Raw genomic sequence first — 17,972 nt, forward strand, 5'->3', positions numbered from 1 at the left:
CTATTCGGCGGCGGCCGGCAGCACGTGCGGCGCGGGCGGCGCGGCGCGGGCGGTCACCAGCTGCCCGGTGAGCCGGCGGATCACCAGGTAGAAGACCGGCGTCAGCAGCAGGCCGAAGAACGTCACGCCCAGCATGCCGGAGAACACCGCCACCCCCATGGCCCGGCGCATCTCGGCCCCGGCCCCATGGGCCCAGACCAGCGGCGCCACGCCCATGACGAAGGCCAGCGAGGTCATCAGGATGGGCCGCAGCCGCAGGCGGCAGGCCTCCAGCACCGCGTCCCAGGTGGGCACGCCGTGGGCTTCCCGGTCGCGGGCGAACTCGACGATCAGGATGGCGTTCTTGCACGCCAGCCCCACCAGCACGATCAGCCCGATCTGGGTGAAGATGTTGTTGTCCCCGCCCGCCAGGTGGACGCCGGCCAGGGCCGACAGCAGGCACATGGGCACGATCAGGATGACCACCAGCGGCAGGCTCCAGCTCTCGTACTGCGCGGCCAGCACGAGGAAGGCCAGCAGGACGCAGAGCGGGAAGATGTAGATCGCCGTGTTGCCCGCCAGGATCTGCTGGTAGGTCAGGTCGGTCCACTCCCAGCTCATGCCGTTGGGCAGGTGCTTGTCCGCCAGCCGCGCCATGGCCTGCTCGGCCTGACCGGACGAGAAGCCGGGCGCGGCGCCGCCGTTGATCTCCGCCGACAGGTAGCCGTTGTAGTGCGGCACGCGGTCCGGGCCGGTGGTCTGGTCCAGCGTCACGAAGGCGCCCAGAGGGATCATCTGGCCCGACCCGTTGCGGGTCTGCAGGCGCAGCACGTCCTCGGGCTCCAGGCGGAACTTCTGGTCGGCCTGGACGTGAACCTCGTAGGTCCGGCCGAACCGGTTAAAGTCGTTCACGTACAGCGAGCCGAGATAGACCTGCATGGTTTCGAACAGGTCCGTCAGGTTCATGCCCTGGGCGCGCGCCTTTTCGCGATCGATGTCGGCGCGGACCTGCGGGACGTTGATCTGGAAGCCGGAGAAGACGCCGGCCAGGGCCGGCTCCTTCTGCGCCTCGGCCACCAGGTTCTGGGTCTGGCGATAGACCTCCTCGGGCCCGAGCCCGGTGCGGTCCTCGATCTGCATCTTGAAGCCGCCGGTCGTGCCCAGCCCCATGACCGGGGGCGGGGGGAAGACCATGACGTTGGCGTCCTGCAGGGCGCCGAACTTGCCGTTCAGCTGCTCGGCGATCGCGTTGGCGGAGAGCTCGTGTCCCTTGCGGTCTTCGAACGGCTTCAGCGTCACGAACACGATCCCGGCGTTGGGGGCGTTGGTGAAGCCGTTGATGGACAGGCCCGGGAAGGCCACGGCGCTCTCCACGCCGGGCGTCTTGAGGGCGATGTCGCTCACGTCGCGGATCACCGCCTCCGTGCGGTCCAGCGAGGCCGCTTCCGGCAGCTGGGCGGCGGCGATCAGGTACTGCTTGTCCTGCCCCGGCACGAAGCCGGCGGGCGTGTTCAGGAAGGTCAGGACGGTCAGCGCGATCAAGCCGGCATAGACCACCAGCGCCGCGCGTGAGCGGCCCAGCAGGCGGGTCACCCCGCCGACGTAGCGCTCCGACCCGCCGTGGAAGAACCGGTTGAACGGCGCAAACAGCCAGCCGAACGCCCGGTCGATCAGCCGCTGGAAACGATCCTTCGGCGCGCCGTGCGGCTGCAGCAGGACGGCGGCCAGGGCCGGCGACAGCGTCAGCGAGTTGAACGCCGAGATCAGGGTGCTGATCGCGATCGTCAGGGCGAACTGCCGGTAAAACTGCCCGGTCAGGCCGCTGATGAAGGCCGTCGGGATGAACACCGCGCAGAGCACGAGCGCCGTGGAGACGATCGGCCCCGTGACCTCGCGCATCGCCTGGCGCGCCGCGTCGGGCGGCGACAGGCCGAGCTCGATGTTTCGCTCGACGTTCTCCACCACCACGATGGCGTCGTCGACCACCACCCCGATGGCCAGCACCAGGCCAAACAGCGTCAGCGTGTTCAGGCCGAAGCCCATCATCAGCATGATGGCGAAGGTGCCGATCAGCGACACCGGGACAGCGATCAGCGGGATCACCGAGGCGCGCCAGCTCTGCAGGAAGAGCACCACCACCAGGACCACCAGCAGGATGGCCTCGAACAGGGTGTGCGCCACCGCGTCGATAGAGCCGCGCACGAAGACCGTCGGGTCGTAGACGATCTTGTATTCGACGCCTTCGGGGAACTCCTTCTTCAGCTCGGCCATGGCCTGGCGCACGTCGGCCGACAGCTGCAGGGCGTTGGAGCCCGGCCGCTGGAAGATCGGCAGGGCGACCGCCGGCTTGTTGTCCAGCAGCGAGCGCAGGGCGTAGCTGCTCGAGCCCAGCTCCACGCGCGCCACGTCGCGCAGCCGGGTGACCTCGCCGTGCTCGCCGGTGCGGACGATGATGTCGCCGAACTCCTCCTCGCTGGAGAGCCGGCCTTGCGAGTTCACCGCCACCTGGAAGTCGGCGGCGCCAGGCGCCGGCGGCGCGCCGAGCGTGCCCGCCACCACCTGGACGTTCTGCTCGCGCACGGCGCGGATTACGTCGCCGGCGGTCAGGCCGCGGGCGGCCACCTTCTCGGGATCCAGCCAGATGCGCATGGCGTAGGGGCCCGACCCGAACATCTGCACGTCGCCGACGCCATCGATGCGCGCCAGCTGGTCGCGCACGCGCAGCTGGGCGTAGTTCGACAGGTAGAGCATGTCGTAGCGCTGGTCGGGGCTGATCAGGTGCACGACCATGGTCAGGTCGGGCGAGGCCTTGTTGGTCGTCACCCCGGCGCGCTGGACCTCCTGCGGCAGCCTGGGCAGCACCTGGGCCACCCGGTTCTGAACCTGCACCTGGGCCTTATCCAGGTCGGCGCCCAGCTTGAAGGTGACCGTGACGGTCACCACCCCGTCGCTGGTCGCCTGGGACGACTGGTAGAGCATCCCCTCCACCCCGTTGATCGCCTGCTCGATGGGCGAGGCGACCGTTTCGGCGATGGTTTCGGGGTTTGCACCGGGATAGACCGCGCGCACCACCACGGTGGGCGGCACGACCTCCGGATATTCGCTGATCGGCAGCCGCGGCAGGGCGATCAGCCCGACCACGAAGATGAGGATCGAGAGCACCGCGGCGAAGCGCGGCCGGCTCACGAAGAACTGGGAAAAATTCATGGGTCCCGTCCGGGGAGGAGGACCAGGCGCGCGGGGTCAGGCCGCCGCGCGGCGGGTCGGCTTTGGGTCAGTCGGTCGAGGCGGGTCGGGCCGGGGTCAGTCGGCCTGGGCGAGCCGCAAGGGCCCGCCGGTGAGCTGGGCGAATTCCGCTTCCGGCAGCTGCAAGGTGGTCAGGGTCGGGCGCACCGCCTGGCCCGGCTTCACCCGCTGGCCGCCATTGACGATGATCACGTCGCCGGCCTTCAGGCCCTGCCGCACGATGCGAAGGTCGCCGACGCGCGGCCCGACCGTCACCTCCCGATAGCGGGCGACCTTGTCCGCTCCGACCACCAGGACAAAGCGCTTGCCGAGGTCCGCGGCGATGGCCCGGTCGGGCGCCAGGGCCACCGGCTCCGCGGTCCCCCCCACCAGCTTCACACGGGCGAACAGGCCGGGCGTGAACCGCCCGTCGCGATTGTCGAAGATGGCCCGGCCCTGGATGGTGCCGCTGCGCGTGTCGACGGCGTTGTCCACGAACACCAGCCGGCCCTCATGCGGGTGGCCCTGCTCGTCCATTAGCCCCATGAAGACGGGGCCCGGGCGGCTGCGGGCCGTCTGCGCGTACTTCAGATAGGTCTGCTCGTCGGCGTTGAAGGTCGCATAGATCGGGTCGTCCGAGACCACCGTGGTCAGGACGTCGGCGCTGGAGACCAGGTTGCCGGGCGTGATCAGGGCCCGCGAGACGCGACCGGAGATCGGCGCCGTGATCCGGGTGAACTCCAGGTTCAGCCTCGCCGAGGTCAACGCCGCCTGCGCCGCGTCGAGCGCGGCGCGGGCGGCCTTCTCCTCTGCGGACAGGCGGTCGTATTCGCTGCGCGCCAGGGCGCCCTGCGCCACCAGGCGTTCGCCGCGGGCGCGATTGGCGGCGGTCAGCTCCAGCTTCGCGCGGCCGGCGGCCACCTCGGCCGTCAGCCGCGCCACTTCGGCCTGGAACGGCCGCGGATCGATCTGGAACAGCACCTGGCCCTTGCGGACCACCGCGCCCTCCTGGAACCGCACCGCATCGATGTAGCCACCGACCCGCGGGCGGACGTGCACGGTGTCCACGGCCTCGAGCCGGCCGGTGAACTCGTCCCAGCTCGGCAGCGGCCGGACGGCCACCTGGGCGGTGGTGACCTGCGGCGGCGGGGGCGCGGAAGGCGCCTCGGCCTGGGCGCCGCAGCCGGCGATGAACAGCGACAGAGCCGCGATCGCGCCCAGCGGCGCGATGGAAGACACACGCATGACCTAGCTCCAGGGTCAGTTTGGGCCGGGGGCTCCTTGATGTCGGAGCCTCGAAGGCGCACATTGCTCTATGTGACTATACCGTTCGGTATCATCTGAGCTGAAGATACTGACCGGTCACTCACACGTCAATGCAAGGAAATATGAAAGTTGGCGGGAGGGAAATTGATGGCCGGAGGTACAGCCAAGGTGGGAAGCTCAACCGTGGATGGCAAGGACGCGCCGGCGAAAAAGTCCGCCCGCGATCGGATTTTCGAGACGGCCTGCGAGCTGTTCTACGCGCGTGGCATCCGCGCGGTGGGCGTCGAAACCATCGCGTCCGAGGCCGGGGCCACCAAGATGACCCTCTACCGCAACTTCCCCTCCAAGGACGAGCTGGTGGCCGAGTGCCTGCGCGACCAGGCGCGGCAGGCCTGGAGCTGGTGGGACGAGGTGGTCGGCGCCCATGCGGGCGATCCGCGTCGTCAGCTGGAGGCCCTGTTCGAAGCCTTCGGCCAGAAGACCTGCGGCGACACCCGGGGCTGCGCGCTCTCCAACGCCGCCATCGAGCTGCACGAGCCCGACCACGTGGCGCGCGCGGTGGCCGTGGAGCACAAGGCCGAGACCCGCCGCCGCCTGGGCGCCCTTTGCAAGGCGGCTGGCGCAAGAGACGAGGCCTTGGCCGACGCCCTCTTCCTGATGCTGGAAGGCGCCTACGTCGCCCGCGTGACCCTGGGCGAGTCCGGCCCGGTGCGCAGCCTCAGCGCCGGCGCCCGGGCTCTGATGGATTGCATGCTGGCCTGAGAAATCCCCTCTCCCGCGCCGCAGGCGGGGGAGAGGGCAGGGTGAGGGCCGGCTGGACTCTCTCGACCACTCCGGATGCGAGACCGAGGGCCCTCGACGTCCCATCCGGCGCGGGACATCTGCACGCGCCGTCCCTCACCCGTCGATGTCCAGCCCCAGCGCCAGCCGACCGGCCAGTCGCAGCTGCGGCTTCTCCTGCAGCGGGTGGAAACGCGCGCCCTGCACGTCGCGGAACGCCCGCTCGATCGGCAGGCGGCGGTAGAAGGCCTGCCCGCCGGCCGCCTCCAGCGCCCGTTCCACCGTGCGGATCGCCGCCTGCCCGGCGAGCTGGCGCAGCGTCATGATCCGGCCGGTGGTCTCCGCCCCCGGCCGAGCGCTTCCCGGCATCCGGACCATTTCGCCCAGCGCCACATCGCAGGCGGTGAAGGCCGTCTCCATCTCGCCAACCGTCTGCACGAGGCCTTCGTCGGCCGGCTTCTTGCGCGCGACCTCGAGGGCCGCCGCCCGGGCGCTCTCCGCCACGCCCGCGTACGCCGAGTAGATGATCGGAAACGCCACCAGGGTGATGGCGTGGAACAGCGGGTGCCACTTGCCCTGCGGCCGGCGGCCGCTGACCGCCGCGTCGGGCACGAAGACGCCGTCCAGCTCCACGTCGTTCGAGCCCGTGCCGCGCATGCCCAGCGTGCGCCAGGTGTCATGCATCCTCACGCCGTCGGCTTTCAGGGAGGCGGCGAAATGCAGGACCGTCGGCCCGGTGTCGGGGTCGTCATAGACAGCGCTGGTGCTGATCAGGTCGCCCACCGGCGAGCCTGATGAGAACACCTTGCGCGCGGTGATCCGGAAGCCGCCCTCCACCTTCTCCGCCCGGCCGGCGCTCTGCAGCCAGTCCGATCCGCCGCTGGAGACCAAGACCAGGTTCTCGCCGGCCACTCGCTTCAGCAGGCCCTCGGTGGGCGCGCCCTCGTGCCGCCAGCGCCAGACGGCAAGCGCCACGATGTGGGTGTGCATGGCGAAGGCGAGCCCCGTCGAGCCGCACGCCGCCGCCAGCCTGCGGACGATCTGGCACATCTCGGCGTACGAGGCCCCGCCGCCGCCGAATTCCACCGGCACATGGGCCTTGAAGAGGCCGTCGGCCTTGAGCCGCGCATAGGCCTCGGTGACGAAGCTGTCCTCCTCGTCGTGTCGGGCCGCCTCGGCGGCGATCTCGCGCGCGGCCGCGTCGGCGACGGCCAGCCAGTCGGTGGCGGCGGTCCGCAAAGTGGCGTCGTCGGGCATCATTCTCTCTCGATCATAGAACATTGTTTGCTGTGACGGGAGGAACACCACGGCCACCGGTCCTGCGCCAGTTCAGGAACTGAACCTGACCCGGTACAGCAAATGAACTAGCATCGTTATGCGACCGGGTTAGGGTCGCCCCGGTCGAGAGAAGGAGCCCGCCGATGGCCCAAGGTGGCTACAGCCAGTTCTGCCCCGTTGCGATGGCGGCCGAGGTCCTCTGCGCCCGCTGGACCCCCATCGTGCTTCGGGAGCTGCATGCCGGCACGACCCGCTTCAACGACTTGCGTCGCGGCATGCCGCGGATGTCGCCTGCGTTGCTGTCCCAGCGGCTGAAGGACCTCGAGGCCGCCGGCCTGGTGGCGCGGGTCCCTGCGGCCGGCGAGCCCGGCGTCTCCGAATACCGGCTGACCGAGTCGGGCGAAGCCACGCGCGCCATCGTCGATGCGCTCGGCGCCTGGGGCCAGAAGTATGTCGACGCGGAGGTCTCCCTGCAGCACCTCGATGCGACGCTGCTGATGTGGGACATGCGGCGGAACCTCGACCCGCGGCCGCTGCCGCCGCGGCGGAGCGTCATCCAGTTCCAGTACCCCGAGCAGCCATCGGCGCAGCGCTCGTTCTGGCTGGTGGTCGCGCCCGACGCCGAGACGGACCTCTGTTCGACCGACCCCGGCTTCGACGTCGACCTCTACGCCACCACCGACCTTAGGACCATGACCGCCATCTGGATGGGGTTGGACAACGTGCGCGCCGCGGTCCGTGGCGAGCGGCTGCGGCTGGTGGGCGATCCGGCCTTGGCTGACAACATGCAGGCCTGGCTGGGCCTCAGCCCCTTCGCCCGCGAGCAGCGGCTGGCGAGCTGAAGCATTCGGGGGCTAGAAAGGCGCCATGCGCGTCCTCGCCACAGCCCTCCTCGCCGCCACCCTCTTCGCATCGGCCGCGTACGCCCAACCGGGCCCGCGCTGGGCCGACATCCTGCCGCCCGCGCCGGCCTGGAAGGGCGCCAGCGAGAAGCTGGTCGCGCCGGCCGCGCACGCGTGGATCACCCCCGCCGAGAAGGCCCGCTTCCGCACCACGCCCTCGTACGACGAGACGCTCGCCTACCTGCGCCGCCTGGCGGGCGCCTCCGACCTCCTGCGCATCGAGCGGATCGGCGACACGCCCCAGGGGCGCGAGTTGGTGGTGGTGATCGCCAGCAAGGACAAGGGCCGGCTGGATCCCGCCAAGCCGCTGGTCCTCGCCCAGGCCGGCATCCACGCGGGCGAGATCGACGGCAAGGACGCCGGGCTAATGCTGCTGCGCGACATCACCCAGCGCGGCAAGGCCGACCTGCTGGACCGGGTGAACCTGCTGTTCGTGCCGGTCTTCAACGCCGACGGCCATGAGAACAGCTCGCCCTACAGCCGTCCGAACCAGCGCGGGCCGCAGAGCCAGGGCTTCCGGACCACGGCCCAGAACCTCAACCTGAACCGCGACTATACCAAGCTCGACGCGCCCGAGATGCAGGCCATGGTGGCGCTGATCAACCGCTACGACCCTGACCTCTACCTCGACCTGCACGTCACCGACGGGACCGACTACGTCCACGACATCACCTTCGCCTTCCCCGGTTGGCAGGGCCGCTACGCCCGCAGTCCGCGCTCTGGCCAGTGGCTCGACCAGCGCCTGCGGCCCGCCATCGAGCAGGCGCTCTCCCGCAACGGGCACTTTCCCTCGCCCTACCTCGATGCGGTGGACGGCGACGCGCCGGAGAAGGGGTTCAACATCGGGGCCGACACGGCGCGCTTCTCCACGGGCTACGGCGACCTGCGCCGGCTGCCGACCGTCCTGGTGGAGACCCACTCGCTGAAGCCCTACCGCCAGCGCGTGCTGGGCACCTATGTCCTGCTGGAGGCGACGCTGCGCGCGGCGGCCGCCCACGCCGCCGAGCTGGAGGCCGCCCGCGCCGCCGACCGCGCCCTGCGCAAGGACCAGGTGGTGCTCGCCTGGAAGCCGCTGACGGCGCCCGTGGACTCCATCCCCCTGCGGCCCATCCGCCGCGAGACGTACCGCTCGGAAGCCTCCGGCCGCGACGAGGTCCGCTGGACGGGCCAGCCCCTGCCGGTCGTGCAGGTCCCGGTGTTCGGCTCCGAGTCCGACGTGGTGGTCGCCCCGCCCGCCGCCTACTGGGTCCCCGCCCACAAGACCGAGGTGATCGACCGCCTGCGCCGCCACGGCGTGACCATGGAGATCATCCGCACACCCCGTACCGTCCAGGTGGAGGTCACCCGCCTCGCCGGCCCGGCCCAGCAGCCCGCCAACGAGGGCCGCTTCCCCGTCGCCTTCCGTGAGTACGACGCCGAGGCCCGCACGGTGACCTACCCCCCGGGCTCGGTCCGCGTCCCGACCGACCAGCCGCTCGGCGAACTGGCCAGCATCCTCCTCGAGCCCCGCAGCCCCGACAGCTTCCTCGCCTGGGGCTTCTTTCCGGAGATCCTCCAGCGCACCGAGTACATGGAGGGCTATGTCGTCGCGCCGCTGGCCGACCGGATGCTGCGTGACGATCCGAAGCTCGCGGCCGAGTTCCGCGCCAAGCTGGCCGCCGAGCCAGCCTTCGCGGCCGACCCGGACGCCCGCCTGCGCTGGTTTTACGAACGCACCCCCTACTTCGACCCGCGCTACCTGATCTATCCGGTCGGGCGGGAGGCGAAGCCCTAGACGTCCACCTCGGCGTCCAGGGCGTTCTCCTGGATGAACTCGCGCCGCGGCTCCACGAGGTCGCCCATCAGGCGGGTAAACATGTCGTCGGCGTCGTCGGCGTGGGTCACCTTGACCTGCAGCAGGGTGCGGGCGTCCGCGTCCAGGGTGGTCTCCCACAGCTGGTCGGGGTTCATCTCGCCAAGGCCCTTGTAGCGCTGGATCTTCAGGCCCTGGCGGCCGGCGTCCATGACGGCGTTCACCAGGTCGATGGGGCCGCGGACAGTGGTGGTCTTGTCGCGGCGGGTGAAGGTGGCCACGCCCGAGAACACCTCCGCCAGCTCCTTCGAGCGTTCGGCCAGGCGTCGCGCGTCGGCGGCGTGCAGCAGGATGTCGTCCAGGACGATCCGTTCCGAGACGCCGCGGCGCACCCGGCTGAAGACGAAGCTGTTCTGCTCGCCCCGCGCCCCGGTCCATGCGCCGTCACCTTCCTCGGCGTAGAGGTCGAGGCGCCGAGCGGCCGCGGCCGGGTCACCGCCGCCGTCCACGAACAGACCGGCCAGGGCCGACTGTTCGATGGCGAAGGCCGGCGCGCGGGTGGCCAGGCGCTCCACATTCGCCTTGGCGCCGCGCGAGGTGGTCACCAGCGCCAGCAGATCCTTGCCGGTCAGGCGTTCGCCTGAGGCAAGATCCAGCGTGGCCCCGTCGGTGCCCTCGTCGATCAGGTAGACCTCGAGCTCGGAGTCGTCCTTCAGGTAGCGCGAGGACTTGCCCTTGGCCGCCTTATAGAGCGGCGGCTGGGCGATATAGAGGTAGCCGCGCTCGATCACCTCCGGCATCTGCCGGTAGAAGAAGGTGAGCAGCAGGGTGCGGATGTGCGCCCCGTCCACGTCGGCGTCGGTCATGATGACGATCTTGTGGTAGCGCAGCTTGTTGATGTCGAAGTCGTCCCGGCCGATGCCGGCGCCCAGGGCCGTGATCAGGGTGCCGACCTGATCCGACGACAGCATCTTGTCGAACCGGGCCCGCTCCACGTTCAGGATCTTGCCGCGCAGGGGCAGGATGGCCTGGTTTTCCCGGTTTCGGGCCTGCTTGGCGGAGCCGCCGGCCGAGTCACCCTCCACCAGGAAGATCTCGGACTTGGCCGGGTCCTTCTCCTGGCAGTCGGCGAGCTTGCCGGGCAGGGAGGTGATGTCCAACGCGGACTTGCGGCGGGTCAGCTCGCGGGCCTTGCGGGCCGCGTCGCGGGCGGCGGCGGCCTCGGCGATCTTCTGGACGATCGTCCGGGCCTCGTTCGGATGCTCCTCGAACCAGGTCGAGAGGCCCTCGCTGACGAGGTTCTCCACCGCCGGTCGGACTTCCGACGAGACCAGCTTGTCCTTGGTCTGAGACGAGAACTTGGGATCCGGGACCTTCACCGACAGCACACAGGTCAAGCCTTCGCGGGCGTCCTCGCCGGTGACGGAGACCTTCTCGCGCTTGGTCGTGCCGGAGCTCTCGGCGTAGCCGGTGATGATCCGGGTCAGCGCCGAGCGGAAGGCGGCCAGGTGGGTGCCGCCGTCACGCTGCGGGATGTTGTTGGTGAAGCAGAGGACGTTCTCGTGGTAGCCGTCGTTCCACCACAGAGCGAGGTCCAGCTCGACGTTGTCGCGGCGGCCGCGAACCACGATGGGCGTCTTCACCAGCGGGGTCTTGGCCTTGTCCAGGTGGCGCACGAAGGCCTCGATGCCGCCCTCGTACTGCATGACCTCCTCGAACGGCTCCGCGCCCCGGTGATCCTTCAGCCAGATGGTCACGCCGGAGTTCAGGAAGGCCAGTTCGCGCAGCCGGTGCTCCAGCGTCTTCAGGTCGAACTCGATGAAGCTGAAGGTCTCGGTGGAGGGCAGGAAGGTGACTTCGGTGCCGGTCAGGAACTCGCCGTTGGCGCGCTTCGGCGACGTGCCGGTCACGGCCAGGGGCGCGACGGCGTCGCCGCGCCGGAACTCCATCTCGTGGACCAGGCCGCCGCGGTGGACCTTGAGCTTCAGGTAGTCGGAAAGGGCGTTCACCACCGACACGCCCACGCCGTGCAGGCCGCCGGAGACCTTGTAGGAGTTCTGGTCGAACTTACCGCCGGCGTGCAGCTGGGTCATGATGACCTCGGCCGCCGAGACGCCCTCGCCCTCGTGGATGTCCGTGGGGATGCCGCGGCCGTCGTCGGTGACCGTGCAGGAGCCGTCGGCGTTCAGGATCACCTCGACGCGCGTGGCGTAGCCCGCGAGGGTCTCGTCGATGGCGTTGTCCACCACCTCGTAGACCATGTGATGCAGGCCCGAGCCGTCGTCGGTGTCGCCGATGTACATCCCCGGCCGCTTGCGCACCGCGTCGAGGCCCTTCAGGACCTTGATCGACTCCGCGCCATACTCGGCGGCGGCGCCATTTTCCGGGATCTGATTTTCGTCGTTCATCACACGTCCAGTTGAATCGGGCCGCAGACCTCTAGAAGGCCGTCCGCCCGCTTCGCTTGCAGAGGAACAGGCGCATCCGCGCCCGGCGGCCCATGGGGGCCGAATCTGTCCCCGACAATATAGGGATTAAGCGCGCGCCGCGCACCTGCCCGCGTGCGCGCACGTACGTACGCGCGAGAGCGGCGCCCTTGCGCAGACCCTTCAGCCGGCGCCACCTAGGCGCGCATGCTCGCCGCTCGCCCCCTCGCCGCCCTCGGCCTCGCCGCGCTCCTCAACGCGGCTGCGCCGGCGCAGGCCCAGTTCAGGGTCGCCCCGGACTGGGCCGAGCCGCCCAACCCCGAACACCTGTCGCAGCACTTTCCTAAACTGCCGCAGCAACTGGCGATCAACGGCCGCGCGCTGATCAGCTGCCGGGTGGAAGCGACGGGCGCCCTCACCGCCTGCAGCGTCATCGAGGAGGAACCGAAGGGACTAGGCTTCGCCCACGCGACGCTGGCGCTGGTCCCCAGCTTCCAGATGCGGCCGGGGCTCGCCCCCGGCGCCCGCAACCCGGACGACACGGTCAGGATTCCGGTGAACTTCGCCTTGCCGCCAGGCGACGGGAAGCCGCCGCCGGACCCGCGCTCGCCGGAGAGCTTCGTGCTGGCGCGCGAGATCGTCGAGACGCTGGGGGAAGGCGGCCTCGTGGCGCGATACTACGAACAGCAGGCGCGCGAGCTGGAGGAGGCGCCCCCGCCCGGGGTATCCAAGGAGACCGCCCTCCTGGCGGGCAGGGCCACACGGTCCGCCGGTCGCGCCAACGCGACCGTCTGGGCTGAGGGCTACGCCGCCATCCTGACGCAGCGCCTGAGCATTGCGCAGCTTCGAGCGATGCTGAGCTTCGTGCGTACGGAGGCGGGCCGCGCCTACTTCGCCCCCAGCGACAAGCTGCGGGAGCTCATGACAGCCGGCGAGGGCGAGTTGGTGCGTCGCTTCCAAACCACAGCCCACGACACCTTCTGCGCCGACAAGCGCTGCGATGTCGACCGCGCGACAGCGCCCCCGCCCGTACCGCGGCCCGGTGAACAGGCGCCCCTCCCGTTGGCGCCCTGGGCTAAGCGCCCGACGCCGGCGCAGCTCGCCGACGCATGGCCTCTCGGGCGGCGCATGGGCGTTACCGGCGGCGCCATCCTCACCTGCATCGTCGGCGTCCAGGGCGCGCCCGAGGAATGCATGGTCCGCTACGAAGCGCCGTTGGGGCTCAACGTGGGCGCAGCGGCGCTGTCGCTCACCGACAGATTCCGGGTCTCGGCCGAGCGGCTGCCGGCCTTCGTCGGCAAGGAGGTTCTGCTGCCGCTCTTCTTCCTGGCCGACGGCCGGACGCCCAAGGCGTTCACGCCTCCGGCGTCCTCGCCCGAGAAGCTGGCTCTGGCTCGCGAGCTGGTGTCGCAGCAGGGGCAGATCCTGCGAGAAGAGCCGGGGATGCTGGAGCGCGACTTGAAGGCGCTCGGTGAACTGCGGCCGGACGCGATGTCGGCGGCGCGGGCGGCGCTTGAGAAGGCCTATGCCGCTCGGAGAGCAGCAGCCCCGGAACTTCTCGCCGGCACCTATGCCGCCGCCTATGACCTCGAGACGCTGCGGGCGGTCGTCTCGTTCTACCGGAGCGACCGGACCGGACTTCGCGCCGCGCTGGACGGGTCCGCCGGTGATGTGCGCGCCTTCCAGGCGTGGCTGCGGAGCAAGATCGCCGATGAAGCGGGCGCGGAGTTCTGCCGCACCCATGACTGCAAAGTGACTCCGGCTCAGGTCAGGTCTGAGAGCTCCGCCCCGTCTACCCGCACCCCCTGAGCGCGGCCCTTGAGCTCCTCGAAAAGGTGCTCGTCCGTGCCGGTCAGGAAGGCCTGCAGGCCAAGCGCCGTGATCTCGTCGAACAGCGCGGCGCGGCGTCGGCGGTCGAGGTGGGCGGCCACCTCGTCCAGCAGCAGGATCGGGCGGGGAGCTTCCTCGACGCGGGCCAGGCGCGCCGCCTGGGCCAACACCAGGTTGAGGATCAGGGCCTTCTGCTCGCCCGTGGAGCACTCGGCGGCGGGCCGGTCCTTCTCGGCATGCAGGACGGCGAGATCGCCGCGGTGCGGTCCGGTGAGCGCCCGGCCGGCGGCGGCGTCGCGCTCGCGGGCGCCGCGCAGCGCGTCGGCCAGCCGCCCCTCGATGTGGGCGATCTCCGCGCCCTGCCCCGCCATCTGCTCCCACTCGCCGGTGAGGCTCAGGACGGCCTGGGGAAAGGGCCGCTCGCCACGCGTCGCGATCTCGGCCTGCAGGGCGGCCAGGGTTCGGGCGCGAGCCTCCGCCATCAGGGCGCCCGCCTCGGCGAGCCGCGCCTCCAGCGCGTCCAGCCACGCAGGGTCAGGCGGGCCGTCGGTCAGCAGGCGCATGCGCTCGCGCTGGGCCTTCTCGTAGGCGGTGGCGTGGGCGGCGTGGCGCGGCTCGGCGGCGAACACCAGCCGGTCGAAGAAGCGGCGGCGCTCGCCCGCCCCTTCCAGGAAGAGGCGGTCCTGGGCGGGGGTGAGCCAGACCTGCCGCACGTGATCCGCCAGGCGGCCGGGCGGGACGGGCTCGCCCTCCAGCCGCACCGCCCGGCGGGACGCGCCGGCCTGCTCCACCCCGGTCCCCAGGCGGGTGGCCTCGCCGCCGGCGGCCACCTCGGCCGCCACCGCCCAGGCGCGTCCTGCCCGCTCCCCAGGCAGGCGGCGGCCCACCTCGGCGAGACTGGCGCCACGAAGGCCCCGGCCGGGCGTGAAGAAGCTGACCGCCTCCAGCAGGTTGGTCTTGCCCGCGCCGTTCGGCCCCACGAGGAAGACCGACCGTCCGTCGAGGGCGAGCTCCGCCCGGGCGTAGGAGCGGAAGTCCGTCAGGGTCAGGCGGGTCAGGGCCGTCGCGGTCACCGGCGGGTCATACAGGCTTTCGGGGCCGAGAGGCGAGCGGTGGAAGCCCAGGCGGCGGACCGCTATGACCGTGCGCGGAGGGCCGCTTGGCTGAGGACCGCGACAACGAGCGACGGATGCAGGCCGCGCTGGCCTGCGAGCGCGCGGGCCGGGCGGCCGAGGCCGAGGCCCTGTACGGCGAGGTGCTGGAGACCGCCCCGGCCCACGCCGGAGCGCTGCACCGGTTGGGGATCCTTGCGATGCGCGGCGGCCGCCTGGCGGAGAGCGCCGAGCTGTTCCGGAAGGCCGTGACGAGCGACCCGGAGGCTTGGACGAGCCATGCCCATCTCGGTCTGGCGCTTCGACGGCTGCGCCGGCCTGCGGAAGCCGTGGCGGCCTACGACGCCGCCCTGGCGCTCCGCCCGGGGGATCCCGAACTGCTGAACGGTCGCGGCGTGGCGCTGCTCGACCTGGGCAAGGCTGAAGCGGCGCTGGCGGCCTTCGAGGCCGCGACGGCGGCGCGCCCGGACTTCGCGCCGGCGCACGCCAACCGCGGCCTGGCCCTGCTGGCGCTGAGGCGACCGCAGGAGGCGCTGGAGCCGCTCGGCGAGGCCCTGGCGCTCGATCCGGCGCAGGCGGGGGCGCATTATAGCCTGGGCAACGCTCTCATGGAGCTCGGCCGGTTCGTCGACGCCCTGAGGGCCTACGACGCCGCCGTCGCGCAGGCCCCGCGGCACGCCCTGGCGCACTACGGGCGCGGCCGCGCCCTGGCCGAACTCCAGTTCATCGGGGCGGGCTCGCCCCCCGAGGCCGCGCTGGAGGCGTTCGACCGGGCCATCGCCCTCGACCCTGGCGCAGCCCATGCCCGCTTCGCCCGGGGTTTGGCCCGCCTGCGCCTCGGCCGCTGGCGCGAGGGGTGGGAGGACTACGAGCATCGGTGGCGCACGGCCAGCTTCGTTCAGGTGTCGTCCAGCATGGCCACGGCCGACCTCCGCCGGCGACTTGACCTGGACGTGCAGCCCGCGGACCTCGCCGGCCAGCGCGTGCTGCTGGTCGCCGAACAAGGCGTGGGCGACGTCATCATGTTCGCCAGCATGATCCCCGACCTGCAGGCCATCGCCGGCTCGGTGGCCCTGTTGTGCGAGACGCGGCTGCACCCCCTGTTTGCGGCGTCGTTCCCTGGACTGGAGCTGGTCGCGCCGGGCGCGCCCCTGCCCCCGCACGACCGGGTGCTGGCGCTCGGCAGCCTGGGGCGCCTGTTCCGCAACGAACCGGACAGTTTCCCGCGGGCGCCGTATCTCGCCGCCTCCGAGCCCGCCCGAGCGCGGTGGGCCGCGCGCCTCGGAGCGGAGGCCGGCCTGCTGCGGATCGGGCTTTCCTGGCGCGGCGGCGCCGCCAGCACTGGCCGCGCGGCCCGCTCGCTTGACCTGGCGCAGCTGCGCCCCCTGCTGGACCTGCCGGGATGCGACTTCGTCAGCCTGCAGCACGGCGACGTGGCGGGGGAGCTGGCGGCGGAGAACGCCGGCCGGGCCAGGCCGATCTGGGCGCCCCCGCCCGACGAGGTGGCTGACTTCGACGACTTCGCAGGCGTGGTGCAGGCGATGGACCTCATCGTGTCGGTCCAGAACTCGCTCGTGCACCTCAGCGGCGCCCTGGGCGCGCCGGCTCTGGTGATGATCCCGCGGAAGCCCGAGTGGCGCTACGGCGCTGCGGGCGAGACCATGCCCTGGTACGGCTCGATCCGGCTGCTGCGGCAGGGACGCGACGGCGAGTGGGGGCCGGTGATCAGCCAGGTGGTGGAGGCCGTCCGGCAAAGGCTGGGGTGACCGCGTCCGAAATCCGCGTGCGCCACGTCACAAGCGCCACCATATCTGCGTCCTGACCGCAGACGAGGAGGGGCCCGATGGACCAGAAGACCCGTGCGCAGACGTTCGCCCAGCTGCATGACGGACCGGAGATCCTGGTCCTCCCCAACGCCTGGGACGCGGCCAGCGCCGCCTTGATGGCCGACGCGGGCGCCAAGGCGGTGGCCACATCGTCGGCCGCCGTGGCCTGGGCGCATGGCTACCCCGACGGCGACGCCCTGCCGATGGAGAAGGTGATCGCCACCGTCTCCGAGATCGTGCGGGTGACGGACCTGCCGGTGACCTGCGACTTCGAGGGCGGCTACACCGACGACCTGGAGACGCTCGCCGACAACATCCGCCGGGTTATCGATGCCGGGGCTGTGGGGATCAACTTCGAGGACGGCGGCCGCGACGCCGAGCTGCACGCCCGCAAGGTGGAGGCGGCCCGCGCCGCCGCCGAGCGCGCGGGCGTCGCCCTGTTCATCAACGCCCGCACCGACGTCTACCTGCGGGGCCTGGCCGAGGGCGAGGCCGCCTTCGCCGAGACCGTCCGTCGCGCCGCCCTCTACGCCGACGCCGGCGCCAGCGGGATCTTCACCCCCGGAGCCAAGGACGAGGCGCTGATCGGCCGGCTGGCCGCGGCCGTCCGGCTGCCGCTGAACATCATGCTGCTGCCCGGGCTCGCGCCCGCCAAGCGGCTGCAGGGGCTGGGGGTCCGCCGCCTGAGCTCCGCCACCTCCGCCTTCCGCATGGCCTACGCCCACCTGGCGAAGGCTGTCGCCGGTTATCTGGCGACCGGGGAGGCCGGGGCCTTCGCGGCCGAGCCGCTCGCCAATCTCAACACGCGCTTCAGCGCGTGAGGGCCGCCTCGCCCACGTGGGTGAGGCCGCTGCGGGTGTCGGCCCACACTTCGCCGCCCAGGTCCCGCCAGCGGTGGGCGAAGGCCTGCCAGTCGTTGAGATAGCGGCCGGTCCCCGGCTCGACGAAGCTGTCGAACACCATCAGCGCATCCGGCACGCCGCTGTTGTGCAGGTCGCCCAGCTTGGCCACCAGTTTCGGATAGGCGTCCCAGAGCCGCTGGGCCGCCGCCCGGCTGACCATGAGGAAGCCTGCGCCCACCGCCGCCACCTGCCGAAACCCGTCGGCGTCAGCCGGGGCAGGCTCCGGAAGTTCGTCCGCCTCCCAGACGAGGGGGCCGCCGTCGCGCACGGCGGCGAAGTCCTGGGCACGGCGAGGGTAGAGGCCGCCCACCACGTCACGGCCGCTGTCCAGCAGACGGAACACCGAGCCCGGCGGAAAGCCGATATCGGCGTCGACGAACAGCAGGTGGGTGGCTTCCGAGCGAAGGAACTTCGACAGATAGGCCCCGCGGCCGCGGCCGATCAGCGCCTCGCCGCCGCCGACGTTCGGCCACCAGACCACCCCACGGGCCTTGCACGCGACGCGCAGCGCCAGCAGCGAGCGCATGTAGATGACATGCGCCTGCCCTCCGTAGCAGGGGGTCGCCAGGTGGATGAAGGGAGCGCTCTGAGCCACGCCCGATCCATAAGGCTCCCTGCGTTTTCGTCCAACGGTCGCAGATGACCTCGCCGGCC

Annotated in this window: 12 protein-coding genes; 6 read left to right on the forward strand and 6 right to left on the reverse strand. The window is 71.3% G+C overall.

Translation table 11 applies throughout. The features are described from left to right. Complete coding sequence (locus VIL67_RS02840; RefSeq protein WP_332047325.1) at window positions 1-3,186, reverse strand: efflux RND transporter permease subunit; 3,186 nt, start codon at window positions 3,184-3,186, stop codon at window positions 1-3. A 96-nt stretch (window positions 3,187-3,282) separates the two neighbouring features. After that, the gene (locus tag VIL67_RS02845; RefSeq protein ID WP_332047326.1) at window positions 3,283-4,449 is read right to left on the reverse strand and encodes an efflux RND transporter periplasmic adaptor subunit; all 1,167 of its coding nucleotides are present in this window, start codon (window positions 4,447-4,449) and stop codon (window positions 3,283-3,285) included. Window positions 4,450-4,617: 168 nt separating this feature from the next. Here VIL67_RS02845 and VIL67_RS02850 point away from each other — a divergent pair, with 168 nt between their 5' ends. Then, on the forward strand, window positions 4,618-5,232 hold the full coding sequence (locus VIL67_RS02850; RefSeq protein WP_332047327.1) for a TetR/AcrR family transcriptional regulator: 615 nt from the start codon (window positions 4,618-4,620) through the stop codon (window positions 5,230-5,232). A gap of 135 nt (window positions 5,233-5,367) precedes the next feature. On the opposite strand, the gene VIL67_RS02855 is transcribed toward VIL67_RS02850, so the two are convergent. Next, window positions 5,368-6,507 carry an acyl-CoA dehydrogenase family protein gene (locus VIL67_RS02855; RefSeq protein ID WP_332047328.1) on the reverse strand — a complete coding sequence of 380 codons (1,140 nt, stop codon included), beginning with the start codon at window positions 6,505-6,507 and terminating at the stop codon, window positions 5,368-5,370. Between the two features lie 164 nt (window positions 6,508-6,671). Here VIL67_RS02855 and VIL67_RS02860 point away from each other — a divergent pair, with 164 nt between their 5' ends. Together VIL67_RS02860 and VIL67_RS02865 are read left to right on the forward strand one after the other, a co-directional pair. After that, on the forward strand, window positions 6,672-7,370 hold the full coding sequence (locus tag VIL67_RS02860) for a winged helix-turn-helix transcriptional regulator (RefSeq protein ID WP_332047329.1): 699 nt from the start codon (window positions 6,672-6,674) through the stop codon (window positions 7,368-7,370). Window positions 7,371-7,395: 25 nt separating this feature from the next. Then, a complete protein-coding gene (locus VIL67_RS02865; RefSeq protein ID WP_332047330.1) occupies window positions 7,396-9,204 on the forward strand; it encodes a M14 family metallopeptidase in 1,809 nt (602 codons plus the stop codon). Here the strand turns inward: VIL67_RS02865 and gyrB are convergent. Next, the gene (gene gyrB / locus VIL67_RS02870) at window positions 9,201-11,630 is read right to left on the reverse strand and encodes a DNA topoisomerase (ATP-hydrolyzing) subunit B (protein ID WP_332047331.1); all 2,430 of its coding nucleotides are present in this window, start codon (window positions 11,628-11,630) and stop codon (window positions 9,201-9,203) included. The genes VIL67_RS02865 and gyrB overlap by 4 nt on opposite strands. Before the next feature lie 225 nt (window positions 11,631-11,855). Between gyrB and VIL67_RS02875 the strand changes: the two genes are divergently transcribed. Then, a complete protein-coding gene (locus VIL67_RS02875; protein ID WP_332047332.1) occupies window positions 11,856-13,457 on the forward strand; it encodes a DUF2059 domain-containing protein in 1,602 nt (533 codons plus the stop codon). Here the strand turns inward: VIL67_RS02875 and recF are convergent. Next, the gene (gene recF, locus VIL67_RS02880; protein WP_332047333.1) at window positions 13,412-14,551 is read right to left on the reverse strand and encodes a DNA replication/repair protein RecF; all 1,140 of its coding nucleotides are present in this window, start codon (window positions 14,549-14,551) and stop codon (window positions 13,412-13,414) included. The genes VIL67_RS02875 and recF overlap by 46 nt on opposite strands. An 86-nt stretch (window positions 14,552-14,637) precedes the next feature. Here recF and VIL67_RS02885 point away from each other — a divergent pair, with 86 nt between their 5' ends. Both VIL67_RS02885 and VIL67_RS02890 read left to right on the forward strand, forming a co-directional pair. Next, window positions 14,638-16,356 carry a tetratricopeptide repeat protein gene (locus tag VIL67_RS02885; protein WP_332047334.1) on the forward strand — a complete coding sequence of 573 codons (1,719 nt, stop codon included), beginning with the start codon at window positions 14,638-14,640 and terminating at the stop codon, window positions 16,354-16,356. A 77-nt stretch (window positions 16,357-16,433) separates the two neighbouring features. After that, entirely contained in the window at window positions 16,434-17,237 is an 804-nt protein-coding gene (locus VIL67_RS02890) for an isocitrate lyase/PEP mutase family protein (RefSeq protein WP_332047335.1), read from the forward strand. On the opposite strand, the gene VIL67_RS02895 is transcribed toward VIL67_RS02890, so the two are convergent. Further along, window positions 17,227-17,913, reverse strand: coding sequence for a hypothetical protein (locus VIL67_RS02895; protein WP_332047336.1), 687 nt, complete (start codon window positions 17,911-17,913; stop codon window positions 17,227-17,229). The genes VIL67_RS02890 and VIL67_RS02895 overlap by 11 nt on opposite strands. Window positions 17,914-17,972: the final 59 nt, after the last annotated feature.

The organism is Phenylobacterium sp., from assembly GCF_036563385.1.
In the GTDB taxonomy this organism is placed as follows: domain Bacteria; phylum Pseudomonadota; class Alphaproteobacteria; order Caulobacterales; family Caulobacteraceae; genus Phenylobacterium.